The organism is Nocardia fodinahabitans, assembly GCF_052983615.1.
The window spans coordinates 2189723-2208011 of sequence record NZ_JBRJJC010000001.1; the positions used below are offsets into that span (position 1 = coordinate 2189723).

An 18289-nucleotide genomic window follows, 5' to 3' on the forward strand; every position below is an offset into this window, starting at 1 on the left:
ATAGTGAGTTTTTCGGATGGCTATCAAGGAGGACACCGTGGTCGGCGACGAAGACAGCATCAATCAGGTTCTCAACCGGCTGCGCCGCGCGCACGGTCAGCTCGCCGGGGTGATCACCATGATCGAGCAGGGTCGTGACTGCAAGGACGTGGTCACCCAGCTCGCGGCGGTTTCCCGCGCCCTGGACCGGGCCGGGTTCAAGATCCTCGCCACTGGATTACGTGAATGCCTGGATGCCTCAAAGGATTCCGGAGACCCGTTGACCGTGGCCGAACTCGAAAAACTGTTTCTCGCCCTCGCCTGATCCGCGGTGACCCACCCCGGACGTAGGGCCGGCCCGACAAGGAGATTCATGCCTACCTCACCATTGGATCGTCGCGGCTGGGCCATTGCCCGGCTGGTGCCACTCCTGGCCGGGATTCTGGTTCTCGTCGGTACGGCGGCAGCCGCGACGATCTCGGAGTGGTGGCTGATCGTGCCGACGCTGGTCGGCACGAACCTGCTGCTCTACAGCGCCGTGGGCTGGTGCCCGGCCACGCTGCTCATGCGCCGCGCCGGGATCGCCTCCGGTACCTGCCCACCTGACCGGACCTGACACTCACCGAAAGGATGACCCAAATGGAACTCGCCCTGTCGACCACGCTGCGTATCGGCTTCGACGACGCCGTGGACGCTGTGCGCGCTGCGTTGGCCGAGCAAGGATTCGGTGTGCTCACCGACATCGATATGGCAGCCACGTTGAAGGCCAAACTCGACCACGACATGGAGGACTACCGCATTCTCGGCGCCTGCAACCCGCCGCTGGCACACCGGGCAGTCGACATCGACCGCCAGATCGGCCTACTGCTTCCCTGCAATGTCGTGGTGCGCCGCGACCGCGACGATCCCGGCCTGATCCGCGTCGAAGCGATGAACCCCGAGCTCATGGTCGAAGTCACCGGCGACCCACAACTCCGTCCCGTCGCCGCAGAGGCCACCACCCGCTTGACCGCCGCGCTCGCGGCCCTCGACCGCAACGCCTGACCACGCCTTCTACGTGGGGCAAAGGTGGTCCCGAGCACCGCCTGCGGGGCCGCACGGTGATTTCGTGCGGTGACGACGGTCCGGATCCAGCACGAACACCACATCCTCAGGCAGCAATGCCGCCAGCTCCGGTGGTACCGGCACCGGTTGCCGCAACCCGAGCTGGGCGCTCCCGGTGCATTGAAACAATCCTCTCCAAGTCGCAACGGGTTGAGCTAGGGAACGGTTCACGCGCCGTGGCGGGTGAAGGGTTCGGTGAGCTGGGCGAGGTAGCCGGTGGGATAGTCCGGCTTGGCGGCCATACCGAGGTCGGCGCTGGTGAAGCGCCGGTGTGGGTCGTAGCTGTAAGTACGCAGCAGGTGATCCCAGACCAGGGTGAACAGCCCGAAGTTGACGTCACCGATGCCGGCCCATTTGAGGTGGTGGAAGCGGTGGCCTTCGTTGAGCGCCAGGACGTGTTTGAAAGGACCGACTCGGTAGTCGGCGTTGGAGTGTTGCAGCAGCAGCTGCACCGCCACCGCCAGCGACAGCGCTGCTGCGACCGGGACCGGGATCCCGACCAGGAGCAGTGGGGTGACTCCGGCGGTCATCTCGATCATTTGGTGCAGGGGGTGTTTCATCAGTCCGTTGAGCCCATAGAAGCGTTGCACGCTGTGATGCACGGCGTGGAACCGCCACAGGACACCGATTTTGTGGCTGGCGTAGTGCGCCAGGGTGATGCCGAGGTCGGCGACGAGGATCGCGACCACCACTTGGACGGCGAAAGGCCAACCTCCCGGCCAGATTCCATCACCGGGAATCACCGCGGCCAGGACCGGGATGGCGGCCACGCTGCCGAGGATGAGGGTTTCGTTGACGAAGACATGGGCGGTGTCGCGGCCGGTGTCACCGTGGGAGTTGTTCCAGGCCGTTTGATACGGCAGGAGACGTTCGGCGGCGAAGGAGACCACAACCGCGAGCGCAAGCAGGGCAATGAGCCAGAGTTTGTTGGCTCCGGTGGCGGCTAGGGCGATTCCGGTGCCGTTGATGCCGAGCAGCATCAACGGCGGGTAGCCATAGCGGATGAGAGGCGAGATCAGTGTGGACACGGGTTCAACTTCGCACCCAGGCGGCAGGGCGGGCTTGAAGAAATCAGCTGACTACCCGGGCCGGTGACGGCTCATCGATCTGGCGAGCGATCCGGGTGTCGCGCCGACGTACGGCTACATCCTGGCTACAGTCTCAAGTAACACTTCATTCTTTGGGGTGGTTGTGGTTGGTGTGATCGGTGGTGTCAGTTCGGGACCGGACGGTTCGGACCCGCCATCGCGGTTTCTACCAAATAGGAGTACTGGTGCCGAATTACACCCGCAAACGAACCTATGTGCTTCCCCTGTTCGCGGTGGCTGTGGTCGCGGCGCCGGTCACGGCCGGTTTCCTCGATAGCGGGGGGCAGTTCCGGTTCTCCAACGACAGTGAAGCCGACGGTCCTTCGCCTACTGCGACCACCCAGGTCGGGCTGTCGGGGGCACCGACCGTGGTGTTGCCGTTACGCGAGCTGACCGGCATGCAGTTGCCGGACCTGAGAGTTTCCGATCTTCGGCTCGTACCCGGCGCACCACCGTTGCCGGAGGGCCCCCGGGTCGGGCAGATCGGGTTCATCGCCAGCGAGGGGGCTGCGCCGATATCAGCCTGGACCTCGGCGTTGGATCCAGGTGTGGTGCCCGAGCAGTTGACCGATCGGGTCGGCGCCCAGGTCACAGAGCTCACCCACCAGAGCCGGTTCAGCATGATCGGTTTGACCGCGCCGAATCTGGAGGGCATCACCACGATGGTGCGGGCCCGCCAACTCGACGGTTCATGGGGTCCGTGGTTCGAAGCCGGGACCGACGACAGTGTCGCGGCCCGTCGCCCGGGCCCGGGTCGCATGCAGGGAAGCGAACCGGTCTATGTGGGTGACACCGACGCGGTGCAAATCCTGAGCACCCGCCAATCCGCCGCGACAGACCACCCTCAGTTCCAGGGACCGCGGCCGGTCGCGGGCCCGGACCACCTCGGGATCGCGGTCCCGGAGATGAGCGCGGTGTTGCTCGATCCCCGTCGTGGTGAGGAGAACCTGTCGGCGATCGCGGCACCGCTGGCCGGTGGCGGGCCTCGGGTGATCAGCCGTTCCCAGTGGGGTGCCGACGAATCGATTCGATGCGAGGATCCGACCTACGACGACGGTCTGGGCGGGATCGTGGTGCATCACACCGCGGGGCGCAACGACTACAGCAAGGCCGAGTCCGCGGCGATCGTGCGCGGCATCTACGCCTACCATGCCGAAACGCTGGGGTGGTGCGATATCGGCTACCACGCGCTCGTGGACAAATACGGTCAGATCTTCGAGGGACACTTCGGTGGACTGGACCGACCGGTGCAGGGCGCGCACACCGGCGGGTTCAACGAGAACACCGCCGGGGTGGCGTTCATGGGTAATCACGAATCCGAGGAACCGTCCCAGGCGGCGATCACCGCAATGGGCAAGTTCATCGGGTGGCGCGCTCGCGTAGCGGGTTTGAATCCGCGAGGGACCACGACCATGATCTCCGAGGGCACCGAATTCACCCCGTACGGTGAGGGGGAACAGGTGCAGTTGCCGGTGGTGTTCTCCCACCGCGATGTCGGCAACACCGCCTGCGCCGGGGACGCCGCCTATGCCCTTATGGATCGGATCCGTTCGATCGCGGCGGGTGTGAGTTCGGGCGCGGCGCCCAGACAAACTCTGGGCGGGCAGGATTCGGTACCGGTACCCGCGCAGCCCGATTCCGATTCCGATTCCGATGTCGATGTGTCGGCGTTGGCCGCATTGACGGGCAAACTGTTGGATCTGGTCGACCGAAATGTGTTGGCTCGGCGTTGGGTCGATACCGGTGGACCGCAGGGGCGGCTCGGGTTGGCCGCCTCGGAGCCGGTGCCCACCGCGGAGGGGGGACAATACGCCAGGTTCGTCAACGGCTACCTGTTCCAAGCCCCCGGCGGCCAGGTCTACGAAGTAACCGGGCGCATCGGGCAACGATTCGCTCAGCTCGGCGGAAACACCGGTGTGCTGGGTGCGCCACGCAGCAACGAGTACCCCGTCCCGGGCGGTGTGCGCGTCGATTTCGGTCGCGGGGCGTTGGTGTTCAACCAGGCGACCGGTGTCGTCACCACGCTCGGGCTGCCCCGATCGGCCTCCGATCATCCGATGCCATCTGCGGCGTCCCCGACGCCTGAACCAGGGCCAGCTCCACCAGTTTCAGCAGATGCTCCCCCAGCGCCTGAACCGGCGGGAACTGTTCCGGGCGAGGTGCCGGTGGCCGGGCAGTGACGTAGCCCGCGCGCCGCGATCAGCATCATCCGGTGATGGCTCGGTCCCGTGCTGGTGGTGGCCGCCATCCGGTGGCGATGAGCGCTTCGGTCGGAGAGATGCCGATCAGGTCGCGGCAGGTGCGGGTGAGGTGTGCACTGTCGGCGAACCCCGCCGTGTGCGCGGCTTCGGTCAGGGATCCGCCTTCACGCACAACGGCGAACCCTAGCCGGAGCCGGATCCACCGCCGCCACGCCACATACGGCAAGCCGACCTGGGCGGTGAACAGGTGGGATAGCTGACTCGCCGAAATGCCAATGTCGGCGGCAAGCGCGCCCAGCGAGGGCGGCCCTCCCAACCAGTCGGTTGCCCGCCTCAGCGCCTGCGCCACGACCGGGTGCGACGACCGGCGCACCACCGAGGTGATCGGGTCGCCGACAGGCGTGGGCGGTGCGGGCGCGGCGACGCTGACCCAGCTGGTAGCTGCCTGGCGCGTTTTCCCGTCCAGTCGGGCCAGCGCAGCGTGGGCGGTCACGCTGTCGGGATCGAGGAACGCGAGGAATCCGCTGGTGCCGTGGTCTGTGTGAACCTGGTGGACCACGCCGGGTGGGATGATCGCGGCACGGGCGGGTGTGGTGTGTCCGGCCGCGTCGGTCAGGGTCAGTCGACCGCGCGCGACGAAGAGCACCTGGACTGCGGCGTGGGCGTGGGCAGCTGCGTCGCCGATGTCGCCGGTGAAGGTCATGAGCCCGGGAGTCAGCGCGATCCCTCCGGACCAGTTGTGCGCGGTGGGTCTCATCTCGGATCGCTGCGGTGAGGACGCCGCCGGTGCTCAGTCCTCGACGGTGATCCACTCGAGCTCGTGTACGGACGTATCACGGTGATGGCCTCTCGGGGTGATGATGTGGTGTGCAGACCCGGGGCGGCTGTACGGTCAGAGGCCGAATGCGCCGCCGCTGACGAGGATGACGATGCCGAGCACGATCAGCACGAGCGGGAAGAGGACGTGTTCCCACCGTTCCAAGATCTCGGCAATCCCCTTGCGGGTGGTGAGGAACTTGGCGGTGAACACCAGTAGCCCGACCAGCAGCAAAAACACGACGGAGTAGGCGATGATCGCCGCCGTTCCCACGGTGGCGAAAACGGGGACGTAGACGCCGATGTTGTCGCCTCCGTTGGCGAAAGTCACCGCAGCCACCGTCCAGACGGCTACCTTCTTGCCGCCGAGGCGTTCATCGTCATCGCCGTTGTTTCGCCACGCCCTCCAGGCGGCGAGCAAACCGAGCAGCAGAGGTATCAACCCGAAGTAGGCGATCGCTTCTTCCGGTAGCAACGCCGTCACGCCCAGGGAGACGAGGATGGAGGCGCCGAGGATCGCTCCGAAACCGAGATATTGTCCCGTCGCTATGGCGACCGTAGTTCCACGGGTTCCCGCGCCGCGGGCGAAAAACAGTGAGAGCACGATGATGTCGTCGATGTTGGTCACCAGGAAGAGCCCGATGGCCTGCAGGATCGAGGTAACCATGCTGGCGGGTGCCTTTCTCGAAGTTGCGCTGCGATGCGGCGGGACAGGGATGACGCGCCGCGCCCTACTGGACTGTCTATCCCATCCCGGTTCGCGGACCGGTGATCAGCTCTTGCGGGGGTGTCTGTTTGGGGAGTTTGGCAGCGATGGCCACCGCGAGTAGTGCGCTGACGGCGGCGCTGGCCAGGAACACCGCGGATATGGCTGCTGTGTAGGCGTGGGCGCTGGTGGCGGCCAGATCCGCACCGGCTGGGCCGGGAAGCTGGGTGGCGACCAGTTGCGCTCCGGCAAGGTTGTCGCGGGCCGCACTCAGCACTGGTTCAGGCAGGCTGCTCAGGTGGGGGTCGAGCTCGCGGGTGTAGACCACGGTGAGCAGGGAGCCCAGGACGGCGATGCTGAACGCGGCACCGACCTGTCGAATGGCCATCAGCAGCCCAGCCCCTGCGGCGCTACGGTTTTCGGGCAGACTCGCCATGACCGCATCGACCGCTGGTGCCAACGCCAGCCCAGCGCCCAGGCCGACCACCGCCAGGCACACCGCGACGAAGCCGTAGCCGGAGTCGACGGAGATGCGGGAAGCGAGTACGAATCCTGCTGCGGCGATCACCATTCCGGTGACGATCGGGATCTTGGCGCCGATGCGGGTGACGATCTTGTCGACCGCCGTTGCGGCGACGATGATCGCCAGCACCAAAGGGACGAGACGCAGGCCGGTGCCGAAGGCGTCGTAGTTGCGCAGGATCTGCAGGTATTGCGGCAACACGAACAGCACCCCGACGAGAGTGAAGGTGCCCGCGGTGGCGGCGAGGGTGGGCCAGGTGAAGGTCGGGTTGGTGAACAGTGCCAGATCGACCAGGGGGTGGCGGGTATGCCGTTCCCACACCAGAAATCCGACGATCAGTGCGACACCGGCCGCGGAAGTGGTGAGCACGACGGGGTCGGTCCACCCGTACTCGGGAGCTTGGATGACGGCGAACACCACCGCCGCTGTACCGGGCACGGCGGTGATGATTCCGAGCCAATCCAGCGGCGGTGCGTGCGGATCTGCCGATTCGGGCAACAGCACGACACAGGCGACCAACGCGGCGACGCCGACTGGGACGTTGATGAGAAATACCGCACCCCACCAGAAGTGCTGTAAGAGCCAGCCGCCGACGATCGGGCCCAATGGCAGGCCGACGCCCAGTGCGCCGACCCACACCGCGATCGCGCGACGACGCTGGTCGGGGCTGAACAGGGTCGGCAGGATCCCCAGCGACAGGGGGACGATGATCGCGGCCCCGATGCCCATGACGGCGCGGGCAGCGATCAGCGAGCCGGTGGATCCGCTGTAGGCGGCCCATGCCGAAGCGGCGACGAAGACGACCAAGCCAACCAGCAGCAGCCGTTTGCGTCCGTAGCGGTCCCCGAATCCGCCTGCGGGCAGCATGAGCGCGGCGAAGACGAGGGTGTAGGCGTTGACGATCCATTGCAACTGGGTCGTGCTCGCGCCCAGGTCTTGCGCCAGCGTGGGCAGGGCGACGTTGAGGACCATGAGGTCCAACCCGACGGTGAGCAGGGCGACGACCAGCGCCGCCAACCCTGCCCACCGACGCGACGCGCTCGGTTCAGTCCCGATTGTCGGTGTGATGATCGGGTGAGAGTTGTTCTCGCTCATCGGAATTTCCGATCAGAGTCGTGATGATGAGGGCGATCGCGCCGAACACGATGAAGGTGTCGGCGAGGTTGAAGGTGGGCCACCAGCCGGTATGCAGGTAGTCGGTGACCAAGCCGTCGGGCACCCGGTCGATGACATTGGCGGCGGCACCGCCCAAGATCGCGGCGAGCGCGACCCTGGTGAGCAAGTTCGCGCGCGGCGCGATGACCCATCCGCCCACTGCGACCGCGGTGGTGATCAACGTGGTGATGGACAGCATCACCCAGCTCGGTGCGTCGGCGGCGATCGAGAACGCAGCACCTGGGTTGAATGCCAACCGCAGATCCACCGGTCCCGCCTCGATCGGCGACCCGTCCAGCGCGGTTTGCGCCCACGCCTTGAGTGCGAGGTCGAGGCCGGCGAGTACAGCCGCGGCGGTGGCCAACCGCAGTCGCCGCCCCCACCGCGAGATGGTGGGAGCAGACGACGTAGTGGCGATCATGCGGTGACTCCGGTCAGCACCGGGGCGGGCTTCGCCACCGAATCCGGCAGCGAGGCAAGGGATTTCGTGCGTCCGGCGCGGACGCCGTTGGCGATGACGACGATCTCGGCGAGCTCGTGAACGAGCACCACCGCCGCCAACCCGAGCACCCCGAACAGGGCCAGCGGAATGAGGATCGTGATCAACCCCAGCGACAAACCGACGTTCTGCAACATGATCCGCCGGGCGCGGCGAGCGTGCTCGAGCGCGCGCGGCAGGTGCCGCAGGTCCTCGCCCATCAACGCCACATCGGCGGTCTCGATAGCCACGTCAGTCCCCATCGCACCCATCGCCACACCGAGGTCGGCGGTGGCCAGGGCGGGGGCGTCGTTGACGCCGTCGCCGACCATCGCGGTGAACCGGTCGGTGCGCAGTTCGCCCACGATGCGGGCCTTGTCCTCGGGGCGCAGGTCCGCGTGCACGTCCTCGATCCCCGCCTCGGCGGCCAAAGCGGCGGCGGTGCGAGCGTTGTCACCGGTGAGCATCGACACGCGAATACCCAAGGCGTGCAACCGGTCGATGACCTCGCGCGCCTCGGGTCGCAGTTCATCGCGCACCGCGATCGCGCCGATCACCTGGTCGTCGAGTTCGATCAGCACCGCGGTCGCCCCCGCGTGCTGCATTCGCTCCACATCGGCAGCCAGTGCACCGGGTTCGATCCAGCCCGGGCGGCCCAGCCGCGCCGCACGCCCGTCGACCAGGCCGGTCAGCCCTGCACCGGTGACGGCCTCGACGTCGGTCGCCGGGGTGAAGGTGTCAACGGCCGCGAGGATGGCGCGGGCGAGGGGATGTTCGCTGCGCGATTCCAGCGCCGCGGCGACAGCGAGCACTGTTGCCTGCTCGACGCCGGTGACCGTCGAGATCTCGACGACAGCAGGCTTGTTCGCGGTCAGCGTCCCGGTCTTGTCCAACGCGACCTCGCGCACCCGACCCATCGCCTCGAGTGCGGCACCACCCTTGACCAGCACACCCAACTTACTCGCCGCACCGATCGCGGCAACGACGGTGACCGGCACCGAGATCGCCAGCGCACACGGCGATGCCGCGACCAACACCACCAGCGCACGCTCGATCCAGGTCACCGGATCCCCGAAGACCGCACCGATCACCGCGATCGCGGCGGCCGCGATCATAATGCCGGGCACCAGCGGTTTGGCGATCTTGTCGGCCAGGCGTTGCGCATCGCCCTTGCGGGCCTGCTCGGCCTCCACGATCCGCACGATCCGCGCCAACGAGTTGTCTTCAGCGGTCGTGGTGACCTCGACGGTCAGCACCCCGGTGCCGTTGATCGACCCCGCGAACACCTCCGCGCCCGGACCGGCCTCGACAGGTACCGACTCGCCGGTGATCGCCGAAACATCCAGCGCACTACGGCCTTCGACGATCACACCATCGGTCGCGACTCGCTCGCCGGGGCGAACCAGCATCCGGTCCCCCACCCGCAGCTCCGCCGGGCTGATCACGGTCTCGGTGCCCTCGCGCAGCACCGTGGCGCGGTCGGGGACCAGGTTCAGCAGGGCGCGCAGACCGCGGCGAGTGCGGGCGACCGCGTATTCCTCAAGTCCTTCGCTGATCGAGAACAGGAACGCGAGCATCGCGGCTTCGCCGACCTCGCCGAGGATCACCGCTCCGATCGCGGCGATCGTCATCAGCGTGCCGACACCGATCTTGCCTTTGGCGAGGCGTTTCAGCGTGGAGGGGACGAAGGTGTAGGCGCCGACCAGCAGTGCCGCGATCTCGAGGCCCAGTTCGACCGGGCCGGGGCCGCCGGTCCAGCCGACGATCAGTGCCGCGACCAGCAGCACTCCGGCCACTGCGGCGGCGCGTAGTTCGCTGACCTCCCAGAGCTTTTCGGGTTCCCGCTCCTCGGCCTCGCCGTCTGCGGTGGGTTCGTCGTGGCCGCAGCCGCATGCGTCGCTCATGCTTGTACCTCCGTGGTGGTCTCTGTCGCGGTGGCGTCGGTGCCGTAGTTCGGGCACAACGCCACCGCGCTACCGGTCGCCGCGAGCAGGGTCTCCGCCGAGGCGAGCAGATCCATCAGCTCGGGACGGGCCAAGCTGTAGAACACCTGCCTGCCCTGCGGACGACCCACGACCAGCCCACAGTCACGCAGGCACGCCACGTGCGCCGACACCGTCGACTGCGCCAGCCCGAGCCCGGCCATCAGATCCGCGACCCGCGCTTCCCCGCACGCCAACCGCTGGACAATCGCCAACCTGGTCCCATCCGAGAGGCTGTGAAACAACGCCACCGCTGGGTCCAACCCCTGCGTCTCGACGAGGCAACCCTCGCCCTCATTAATCGTCATATGGCGATGATAGCGACAAAAGGTATTGATATCGACCGCTCTCGTGATTAATCTCATTTCAACGATCACATCGTCATTCGACGATCAATGATGGTCGGCTACGGAGGAGAACACGTGAACCAGCAGCCAAATGTCATCGAGAGGTCACCTCAGAAACCAGTGCCACCCGGCTCACCAGGGCTGCTGTATCGGTGGGGGGTCCTCATGGCCCGACGCAGACGCGCGGTCCTGGCGATCTGGGGGCTACTGCTGGCGGTGTGCGCGGTGGCCTACCCACTACTGGAGAACCGGCTCGGTGCCATGGACTTCGGGGTCGAGGGCTCCGAGTCCAGCGAGGTCGATCGCCTTGTTGCCCAGCACTTCCCGCAGTTCGGCGCCGAGCAGGCGGTCATCGTGCTCCGATCATCCGGCCTCACCGCCGACGACACCGACTTCCGTGCAGTGGTCACTCACACGGCCACCGCGGCCAAGGAGGTGCAGGGTGTAGTCGATGTCGTCGGCCCCTACGACGGGCTACCCGGAGCCCAGATCTCGGCCGACGGACACGTCGCGATCGCACTGGCAGGGATGGGCGGCGACATGGCGGAACGCGCGAGGGTCGCCCGCGACCTGCAAGACGCCATCACCACCACCGGCGAGGACTCCATCGAAGTAGGGCTGACCGGATATTCGGCAGTACAGAACGCGGCCACTGAACTACAAAACGCCGATCTGGCCCGCGCCGAGGCGATCGGCATCCCGGTCGCCCTGATCCTGCTCGTCCTCGCGCTAGGCGCGCTCGCCGCCGCGGCGGTCCCGATCGGAGTCGCCATCGCCGGGTTACTGACCACGGTCGGGGTGTTGTTCACCCTCACCACCGTGACCGCGTTCGATTCGCTGACCGTGGCCATGGCCACCATGGTGGGCCTAGGCGTCGGCATCGACTACGCGATGTTCATCGTCAGCCGTTTCCGCGAAGAACTCGCCCACCACGCCGTCGCCGACCACGCCGCGATCACGGCCGCTGTCGGCCGCTCACTGGCCACAGCGGGCAAGACGATTCTGGTCTCGGGCTTGGTGGTGATGATCTCGCTGTGCGCGTTGATCATCATCCAGGCACCGATCTTCCGTGGCATCGCCATCGGCGTCGCCACCGCCGTCACCAGCATGCTCGTCGTCGCCGTCACCCTGCTCCCCGCCCTGCTCGCCGCGCTGGGCTCCTCTGTCAACCGCGGTGCGCTCCCGGCCCGCTGGCGCCCCGCCGACACCGCCACCAGCCTTCGTGATGGCAGCCGTGGTCGCTGGGCGCGCTGGGCGTATCTCGTTATGCGCCGACCAGTCCTGTTCGGCACGGCCGCCGTCGCGGTACTGATCATCGCCGCACTCCCGGTATTCGGGATCCGCTACGGCCTCGACATGGGCACCAGCGCACTCGACGACACCCCCACCGGACGCGCCACCACCGCGCTGACTACCAACTTCCCTGCCGGAGCACTCGCACCGGTCGACATCATCGCCACCGGTCCTGGCGGCGCCCCACTCACCGGGGACGCCTCCGAACGAGTCAACCGATTCCTGACCGAGATCGCCGACGACGATCGCATCGACACCGTTCTCCCCACCCAACTCAACGACGGTCGAGCGCTGGCGATGGCGATCCCGTCGGTCGCGTTCGACTCGATGGAGGCCACCGACCTCATCCGCGACCTCCGCAACGCAGCAGCTGACACGGCCGGACTCGAGATCCGCATCGGCGGCAGCACCGCCGAATTCGTCGACCTCTCCGACGAAATGACCTCCAAACTCCCGCTCGTCGTGGCCCTGGTGCTGACCGCCTCGCTGATCTTCCTCATCGCCGCGTTCCGCAGCGTCGCCCTGCCGGTCAAGGCCATCGCGATGAACCTGCTCGCCACCGGCGCCGCCCTCGGCATCACCGTCGCGGTATTCCAATGGGGCCTCGGCGAAAACCTCCTCGACTTCACCAGTCCCGGCTTCGTGCAGGTCTACCTGCCCACCGTCGTGTTCGCGCTGCTATTCGGGCTCTCGATGGACTACGAGGTCTTCCTCATCCGCCGCATGCGCGAATACTGGGACGCCACCGGCGACAACCAGCACGCCGTCGCGGCCGGACTCACCCACACCGCCCGCCCGATCACCGCGGCCGCCGCGATCATGATCGCCATCTTCGCCAGCTTCCTCACCGCCGACATCCTGGAGCTCAAACAACTCGGACTCGCGCTCGCGCTCGCGGTCGCCATCGACGCCGCCCTGATCCGCCTCATCCTCGTCCCAGCCCTCATGCGACTGCTCGGCGGCTGGAACTGGTGGCTACCGACCCTCCCCAGCATCCGCTCGCCAAAAAGGCGAACCGCCGATGAATAGCACCGCGATCACGACGAGTCGCATTCGCGAGCCCTGAAGCGGCAGCCACCTCGCCAGTGCGTAGCACAGTCACGGGGTCTCCCGAGTGGTCGCGAGATCCCCTCTGACTGCGAGTGCGTCCAGTACCGCGACCTGGGACGTGGAGACGTCGATGCGCATTGTCGATCGCGACCCGATGGCATCGAACGTGAAGGTGAACAACGAGCAACAGCCCGACTCGGCCGCCGCGAGTTCACGCCCAGCAGTCTCGTCGTCATCGACGAGGTTCAGATCGAACCGGGTCGAAGTCGGCGTGTCAGCCCGCAAGGGTCGGCGACGAACGGTTACAGCCCTCGCCGTCCCATGGAGAGCCCCTCGTGCTCCATGGTGGCCGCCCGGTGGAGTCGTTGTCGAGGGTGGCAGAACTCAGGGCACAACCGACGCCGTTAGAGCTTGACGGCCATCTCCAAACCGCCCTCGAATGGCAGCGTTTGGGTTGTGAACCCATTGAGGGGGTCATCGATGAAGTCGAACAGGTCGCGGTAGCTCGGTGGGCGGTTCTCGGTGTTGTCGACGATGACGATGGCGCCGCGGCGAAGGTGGGGTGCGATCAATTCGATTGCGGGGCGGGCCATGACCGGCCAGATGTCGATCAGTGCGAAATCGATGGGTTGATCGATGTGCTGGAGGGTTTCGCGGAGATCGCCCTCGCGGAGATCGACGTAGCGGTCGAGGCCGGCGGCGGTGAGGTGTTTGCGCGCCGTGGCGGCCTTGGCGGGTTCGTGTTCGGTGCCGATGACCACACCGGGTTCTCCGTCTTCGGTGGCGACCAGGTGGATCGCCTGGGCGAGATAGAGGGTAGAGACGCCGTACGAAGTGCCCACTTCTACAGCGCATTTCGCGCGGAGTGCGAGGCAGAGACGGTGGCAGAACAGTGCCTTGTCGTGGTCGAGAGCGACGAATTTGTCGGCGAGGAACCGAGTGGCGTCGTCGTCGATCGTTCCTGGATCGAGCGCTTCGCCGCGTTCGGCGCGTGCGATGAAATGGTCACGGATATCGACGATCTGGTCGGTGCTTCGCCGCTGCAGCTCGGCGATCAGCTGATCGAGGTGCGGGTTTCGCAGTTCGCTCTGCGTCACGGTGACAACCTTTCTTGCTGGAATTCGTTGTGCGGCATGGCGGCCGGACATATTTCGGCGAGTGGAGGTTCCGCTGTCCTTGGAGGCGACCGTCACCAGTCTGCGACCGCCCCGCATTAATGTCAATGCTATGCGAACGTCAAGCGGCTGGGTTATCGTGCAGGAATGCCGGACCAGCTTTCACCAGGGCGTCAGCGCCGAAGTCCGGTCACCCGGGGCGGGCGGCCGACGCTCAACGCCGACCTGATCGCCGCGGCCATGCTCGAGTTGGCCGGGCGCGACGGGTTCCGCGCGGTGACGATGCAGGTCCTCGCCGAACATCTCGAGGTGACCGTGCGTGCGCTATATCGCCATGTCCGCGATCGGCAGGATGTCGTCGACCGGGCGGTCGAGCTCTGGATGGCGAAATGGCCTGAGCCCGATCTCGATCCGAACGATTGGCGTGCCAGCTTTGCCGAGTACTGCCGCCTGCGACGCGAAACGAACCGTGCGCACCCGCGTGCGCTGCTGTTCTCTCTCGACGAGCAAGTCGGCGACGTGCGCCTGCATCCGACGCGCCTCACCGCGCCCGACGCTTTCCTCGGGTTCCTGACCGACCTCGGCCTGAGCATGCCCGACGCGCTGTTCGTGCACCGCGACCTGACCTTGCGGCTGTACGCCTTCGCACTGCTCATCGATTACCGCCATGACATCGGCCAGAATGTTGTCGATGACTCTCCGATGCCGCGGTCCTGGCTCGATCAGTTCCCGGACCTCGACGTGCCGCATCTGCGCGAAGCCATGGACGTTTCACGCACCGGCCCCGATGAAATGTTCGACCGCATGGTGGACGACATCGCCCACACCATCATCCGGCTGCGCGAGCGCTAGTGTTCCGCGTCTGAAATCCGTTGCAGATATCTTGCGAGGAGTCGAGAATCTCGTCGGCAGTCTTGCGCCAGACGAACGGGCGGGGGTTTGGTGTCCCACTGGTCGACCCAGCGGACGCCTTCTTCAATGCCGCAATGTTTCTGTGGACGGAAATACAGGACCAAAACGTGGGGTAGGGCCCTGACCCGGGTGATGGACACGCTTGATCTTGGTCTTAGATTGGGCCTGACCTGCTGTTTCTGCGGAGCTAAGGAGACTCGAACCCCTGACCCACTCAGCGGTTCGGTGTCCCATGTTCACTGACGGGGCAGCCTACGGTTGGTAGTCGGCTTCGATCCTCAACGGACCGCGCGAAACCGCGGGTCGTCCCCGTTCCCCTCTTCGACACGCCCCGACGTGTGGATCCCTCGAAGAGGGGAACAGAAACCATTCCGACCGGCCGATCAGCATCGTCAGATCGGATAGGCATCCGCGATGACCAGGCGTTTTCCGGTTCCCCATGTTTTGTGTGTCCTGCCGAGGACACGAACCTGCGACAGCACATCAGAACTGCACGCGCTACAGCCGATGCGATCCCTCAGCACAGATGCTGGCCGAACTCGCCGATACCCACGACACGGAGATGATCATCATCGGCATCTCCCGCAGCGGCATGCAGTCTCATGACTTGCCTTTAATAGGATCGGCGGTGGCTTCATCCCCGCTCGGGCGGGGAGCACTGTAGGCCGGACAGGTGCACCTCCCCCACCCTGGCTTCATTCCGCTCGCCCGGGGAGCACGCATACGCCAAGGTGCCGCAACTCGATCGGGAGGCTTCATCCCCGCTCGCGAGGGGGCGGCCGTCGACGCGCACACCGAACAGTTCACCGGCGGCGTAACAGGTCTCGCAGTCGTCGTCGCTCTCGCCGAAATGGACTAACTCGACGACACCGAATCAGGACCCGGTGCGCTAGTTCAGGGCCAGGTAGACGGTCATGGCGCCTCCCGCGCGACAGAGCAATCCTTTACACGGTCGACCGCCGCCGCCACCGTGATGGTCGGAGCAGCCGCTAGAGCTGCGCATTCGAAGAAGTCGCCTCCCCAGACACAGGTCAAGTGGACCGATGCCGCGTGGTCGACGCGCATTGCGCGAGGTTGAACCCCGAACTTCACCCGCAGACGACGCCGGCTCCCCAACTCACCGAGCGGAAGGGATTTCGTTGCCACACCACACTAAGACAGCCGCCACCCACAACAACCGACTCAATCGGTGCACCCATGACCCGCGGTAGACCACCCCGGCCCCTCGGGGTCCCCGGCAAACCGATGCTCACCGAACTCGCTCCCGGGCACTGGAAAGCCCGCGTCCGGGTCCGCGACTCCTCCGGAAAACGACGCGAGCTCATGCGTGTGTCCCCGACCAAGCTCGACTCCCGCCACCGCCCGATCCCCGACCGCACCGGCCAACGAGCCCTCGACGCCGTCATGGCCGCCGCAGCCGTCATCACCGTCGGCCTCGGCGGCGAACTGTCCACATCCATGACCGTGCGCGACTTGTGGGTCCGCTACCGCGCGAGTCTCATCGCACAAGACCGCACCGAATCCACCATCGCCCGCTACGACGAAATCGCCAAAATGTTCAACACCGCCTTCGGTGACCGGCGCCTGTTCGAAGTCACCACCTCAGCCATCGAAACCTTCCTCACCGAAGTCGGAAAAGCCAGGGGCCCTTCGAACATGCGCACCGGGCGCATCGTGCTCTCCGGGATGTTCCGCTACGCCGTCCGCACCAGTCCCCTCGAAGTCAACCCGGTCCGCGAGGTCCAGATGCCGAAAAACATCGAAGCCAAAGGCCGCACCGGCGGCGCCGGCGACCTCACCACCGACGAACTGCGGTTCATCCTCTCCGCCGTCCGCACCTCTCAGATCCCGTGCCCGCGACAGCTCGCCAAGGCAGAACGAGATCGCGGCACACCGGTCAAGGCCTACACCCCGCCGACGGTCGCCGCCTACTGCGAAAGCGCCGACCTCGCCGACGTCATCACCCTCTACGCCGCCACCGGCCTGCGCCGCTCGCAAATGCTCGCACTGTTGTGGACCGACATCGACCTCGACGCCGCAACACTGCGCCCCACCGGAAAACTAGTCCGCGTCGCCGGCAAAGGACTGGTCCGGGTCACCAGGAAAGACGACCCGAAGAACCGGACCGGCACCATCGCCCTGCCCGGTTTCGCGGTGGAAATGCTCAAACGCCGCAAAACCGCCATGGCGAACCGGCGACCAGCTTCTCCTCCGGACCCCGGCACCGAGGTCCTGGACCTGGTCTTCCCCTCAGCGGTGGGGACGTTGCGTGACCCACAGAACGTCGGACATGGCTGGCAGCGTGTCCGCGAAGCCCTCGGGTTCGCCGAGGACATCACCCCACACAGTTTCCGCCACGCTGTGGCCACCATCCTCGACGATGCCGGCCTGTCGGCCCGGGTCACCGCCGATGTCCTCGGCCATGTCGACCCCGCGATGACCCAACGCCACTACATGGCACGTGGACGCCCGCACAAGGCCGCTGCCGATGTCCTCAACCGAGCGGTGACCGGCCTCTCGAAGGCCGATCCGGGTAGCGGGTAGCGGGTAGCGGGTAGCGGGTAGCGGGTAGCGGGTAGCGGGTAGCGGGTAGCGGATTCAGACGTTCGTGAAACCGTTCGAAGTACGAACGCCCAACTCGAACCCCGCCGGATAGTCGTCATTTGAATTAGTGGTGACTTCGTGGTGACCAAATAGCCCGCAAATCAGACCAAAAACATGGCCTGACCTGCGCATATGTGGAGCTAAGGGGAATCGAACCCCTGACCTTCTCGGAGCGCGCGGCATAGACAACCGTGGCCCACTCTGGGCAACCATCGTCTACCAAATCAGCATGCCTACCTGGGGAAATACGCTCCGATACGACAACTATCGACAACGCTGGACAACGCTCGACAACGGCGTGTCCAGCCAAATTAGTGGTGACATAGTGGGGTCCCCGCCCGCTGCCACCGCGTTGGAGAGCCACTCGCCCTGCGTCGAGATCGACGATCGCGCACCCCAGATCGAGGCCGCCTGAGAGTGTGCCAAGCCATACGAGCGATCGGCACGGCCCCGCCCGACCCGATCCACACGTGATGATCAACACACCACCTTCTGGCCGAGCCGTGTATCTCGCCGCAACGCCGCATCGCCGACAGCCACTAGCACCCAGCGATCGCGCGTCACACACCCGAGCATCGCACTCACGACCTTCTCGAAAGACGCCGTGCGGACAAGCAGAGAAGTCGAGCTGAGTTCCCGAATGGCTCACATGCAGGAGCCGTCTACACGGCATCAACGGCTCTCGACGATCGTCCTCTGTACGGGGAGCAGATCGAGGGACGAAAGCTCTTACTCCGGCGAGCGGGGCCAAGATCACGTGAGCCACGATCGCAGACCGATTGACGCTAATGCCGTGGCGCCGACCCCCACGATCCCCGCCAGGCCACGCCTGCGCGGCAGGCGCCTTCAGAGCACGCAACGTGAGGTGGCCGACGCCCGCCCGACGACATCGAGAGCTGGGACAACAGCCATTTCTCGCGCGATTGGATTCACCCG

At 66.0% G+C, this 18289-nt stretch carries 15 protein-coding genes; 7 read left to right on the top strand and 8 right to left on the bottom strand.

Features of this window, described 5'->3' with window-relative positions:
- Positions 1-37: 37 nt before the first annotated feature.
- Genes NV348_RS10230 through NV348_RS10240 form a run of 3 tightly spaced genes read left to right on the top strand, consistent with a single transcriptional unit; the run spans position 38 to position 1023 of the window.
- Positions 38-304 carry a metal-sensitive transcriptional regulator gene (locus NV348_RS10230; RefSeq protein WP_447146841.1) on the top strand — a complete coding sequence of 89 codons (267 nt, stop codon included), beginning with the start codon at positions 38-40 and terminating at the stop codon, positions 302-304.
- A 48-nt stretch (positions 305-352) separates the two neighbouring features.
- Positions 353-595, top strand: coding sequence for a YgaP family membrane protein (locus NV348_RS10235; RefSeq protein ID WP_447146842.1), 243 nt, complete (start codon positions 353-355; stop codon positions 593-595).
- A gap of 23 nt (positions 596-618) precedes the next feature.
- Complete coding sequence (locus NV348_RS10240; protein ID WP_447146843.1) at positions 619-1023, top strand: DUF302 domain-containing protein; 405 nt, start codon at positions 619-621, stop codon at positions 1021-1023.
- Between the two features lie 227 nt (positions 1024-1250).
- On the opposite strand, the gene NV348_RS10245 is transcribed toward NV348_RS10240, so the two are convergent.
- Positions 1251-2063: a sterol desaturase family protein gene (locus tag NV348_RS10245; RefSeq protein ID WP_447150998.1), complete on the bottom strand. Its 813-nt coding sequence runs from the start codon at positions 2061-2063 to the stop codon at positions 1251-1253.
- A 293-nt stretch (positions 2064-2356) separates the two neighbouring features.
- Here NV348_RS10245 and NV348_RS10250 point away from each other — a divergent pair, with 293 nt between their 5' ends.
- A complete protein-coding gene (locus NV348_RS10250; protein WP_447146844.1) occupies positions 2357-4351 on the top strand; it encodes an N-acetylmuramoyl-L-alanine amidase in 1995 nt (664 codons plus the stop codon).
- Between the two features lie 25 nt (positions 4352-4376).
- Here NV348_RS10250 and NV348_RS10255 read toward each other — a convergent pair whose 3' ends face one another.
- The 6 genes from NV348_RS10255 to NV348_RS10280 all read right to left on the bottom strand — a co-directional run bounded on the left by NV348_RS10255 (position 4377) and on the right by NV348_RS10280 (position 10340).
- Entirely contained in the window at positions 4377-5129 is a 753-nt protein-coding gene (locus NV348_RS10255; protein WP_447146845.1) for a helix-turn-helix transcriptional regulator, read from the bottom strand.
- A gap of 135 nt (positions 5130-5264) precedes the next feature.
- Positions 5265-5855 (bottom strand): cadmium resistance transporter, encoded by a 591-nt coding sequence (locus NV348_RS10260; protein ID WP_067486369.1) that lies wholly within the window; start codon positions 5853-5855, stop codon positions 5265-5267.
- A 76-nt stretch (positions 5856-5931) separates the two neighbouring features.
- Positions 5932-7434 (bottom strand): MFS transporter, encoded by a 1503-nt coding sequence (locus NV348_RS10265; protein WP_447146846.1) that lies wholly within the window; start codon positions 7432-7434, stop codon positions 5932-5934.
- Between the two features lie 28 nt (positions 7435-7462).
- Entirely contained in the window at positions 7463-7993 is a 531-nt protein-coding gene (lspA, locus tag NV348_RS10270) for a signal peptidase II (RefSeq protein WP_447146847.1), read from the bottom strand.
- The gene (locus tag NV348_RS10275) at positions 7990-9954 is read right to left on the bottom strand and encodes a heavy metal translocating P-type ATPase (RefSeq protein ID WP_447146848.1); all 1965 of its coding nucleotides are present in this window, start codon (positions 9952-9954) and stop codon (positions 7990-7992) included. Before NV348_RS10275 ends, lspA begins: the two co-directional genes overlap by 4 nt.
- Positions 9951-10340, bottom strand: coding sequence for an ArsR/SmtB family transcription factor (locus tag NV348_RS10280; RefSeq protein WP_447146849.1), 390 nt, complete (start codon positions 10338-10340; stop codon positions 9951-9953). Before NV348_RS10280 ends, NV348_RS10275 begins: the two co-directional genes overlap by 4 nt.
- A gap of 204 nt (positions 10341-10544) precedes the next feature.
- Between NV348_RS10280 and NV348_RS10285 the strand changes: the two genes are divergently transcribed.
- Complete coding sequence (locus NV348_RS10285; RefSeq protein WP_447146850.1) at positions 10545-12701, top strand: MMPL family transporter; 2157 nt, start codon at positions 10545-10547, stop codon at positions 12699-12701.
- A gap of 425 nt (positions 12702-13126) precedes the next feature.
- Here NV348_RS10285 and NV348_RS10290 read toward each other — a convergent pair whose 3' ends face one another.
- Positions 13127-13915 (bottom strand): O-methyltransferase, encoded by a 789-nt coding sequence (locus tag NV348_RS10290; protein ID WP_447146851.1) that lies wholly within the window; start codon positions 13913-13915, stop codon positions 13127-13129.
- A gap of 69 nt (positions 13916-13984) precedes the next feature.
- On the opposite strand from NV348_RS10290, the gene NV348_RS10295 reads away from it, so the two are divergent.
- A complete protein-coding gene (locus NV348_RS10295; protein ID WP_447146852.1) occupies positions 13985-14689 on the top strand; it encodes a TetR/AcrR family transcriptional regulator in 705 nt (234 codons plus the stop codon).
- 1257 nt (positions 14690-15946) lie between these two features.
- Positions 15947-17293, top strand: a complete 1347-nt coding sequence (locus tag NV348_RS10300) for a site-specific integrase (protein WP_447146853.1) — start codon at positions 15947-15949, stop codon at positions 17291-17293.
- Positions 17294-18289 lie beyond the last annotated feature (996 nt).

Excerpts from the sequence above, each read along its gene's own strand:
- NV348_RS10285 (WP_447146850.1), top strand. The coding sequence starts at position 10,545 with ATGGCCCGACGCAGACGCGCGGTCCTGGCGATCTGGGGGCTACTGCTG.
- NV348_RS10240 (WP_447146843.1), top strand. The coding sequence starts at position 619 with ATGGAACTCGCCCTGTCGACCACGCTGCGTATCGGCTTCGACGACGCC.
- NV348_RS10300 (WP_447146853.1), top strand. The coding sequence starts at position 15,947 with ATGACCCGCGGTAGACCACCCCGGCCCCTCGGGGTCCCCGGCAAACCG.
- NV348_RS10260 (WP_067486369.1), bottom strand. The coding sequence starts at position 5,855 with ATGGTTACCTCGATCCTGCAGGCCATCGGGCTCTTCCTGGTGACCAAC.
- lspA (WP_447146847.1), bottom strand. The coding sequence starts at position 7,993 with ATGATCGCCACTACGTCGTCTGCTCCCACCATCTCGCGGTGGGGGCGG.
- NV348_RS10295 (WP_447146852.1), top strand. The coding sequence starts at position 13,985 with ATGCCGGACCAGCTTTCACCAGGGCGTCAGCGCCGAAGTCCGGTCACC.
- NV348_RS10245 (WP_447150998.1), bottom strand. The coding sequence starts at position 2,063 with ATGCTGCTCGGCATCAACGGCACCGGAATCGCCCTAGCCGCCACCGGA.
- NV348_RS10235 (WP_447146842.1), top strand. The coding sequence starts at position 353 with ATGCCTACCTCACCATTGGATCGTCGCGGCTGGGCCATTGCCCGGCTG.
- NV348_RS10255 (WP_447146845.1), bottom strand. The coding sequence starts at position 5,129 with ATGAGACCCACCGCGCACAACTGGTCCGGAGGGATCGCGCTGACTCCC.
- NV348_RS10280 (WP_447146849.1), bottom strand. The coding sequence starts at position 10,340 with ATGACGATTAATGAGGGCGAGGGTTGCCTCGTCGAGACGCAGGGGTTG.
- NV348_RS10275 (WP_447146848.1), bottom strand. The coding sequence starts at position 9,954 with ATGAGCGACGCATGCGGCTGCGGCCACGACGAACCCACCGCAGACGGC.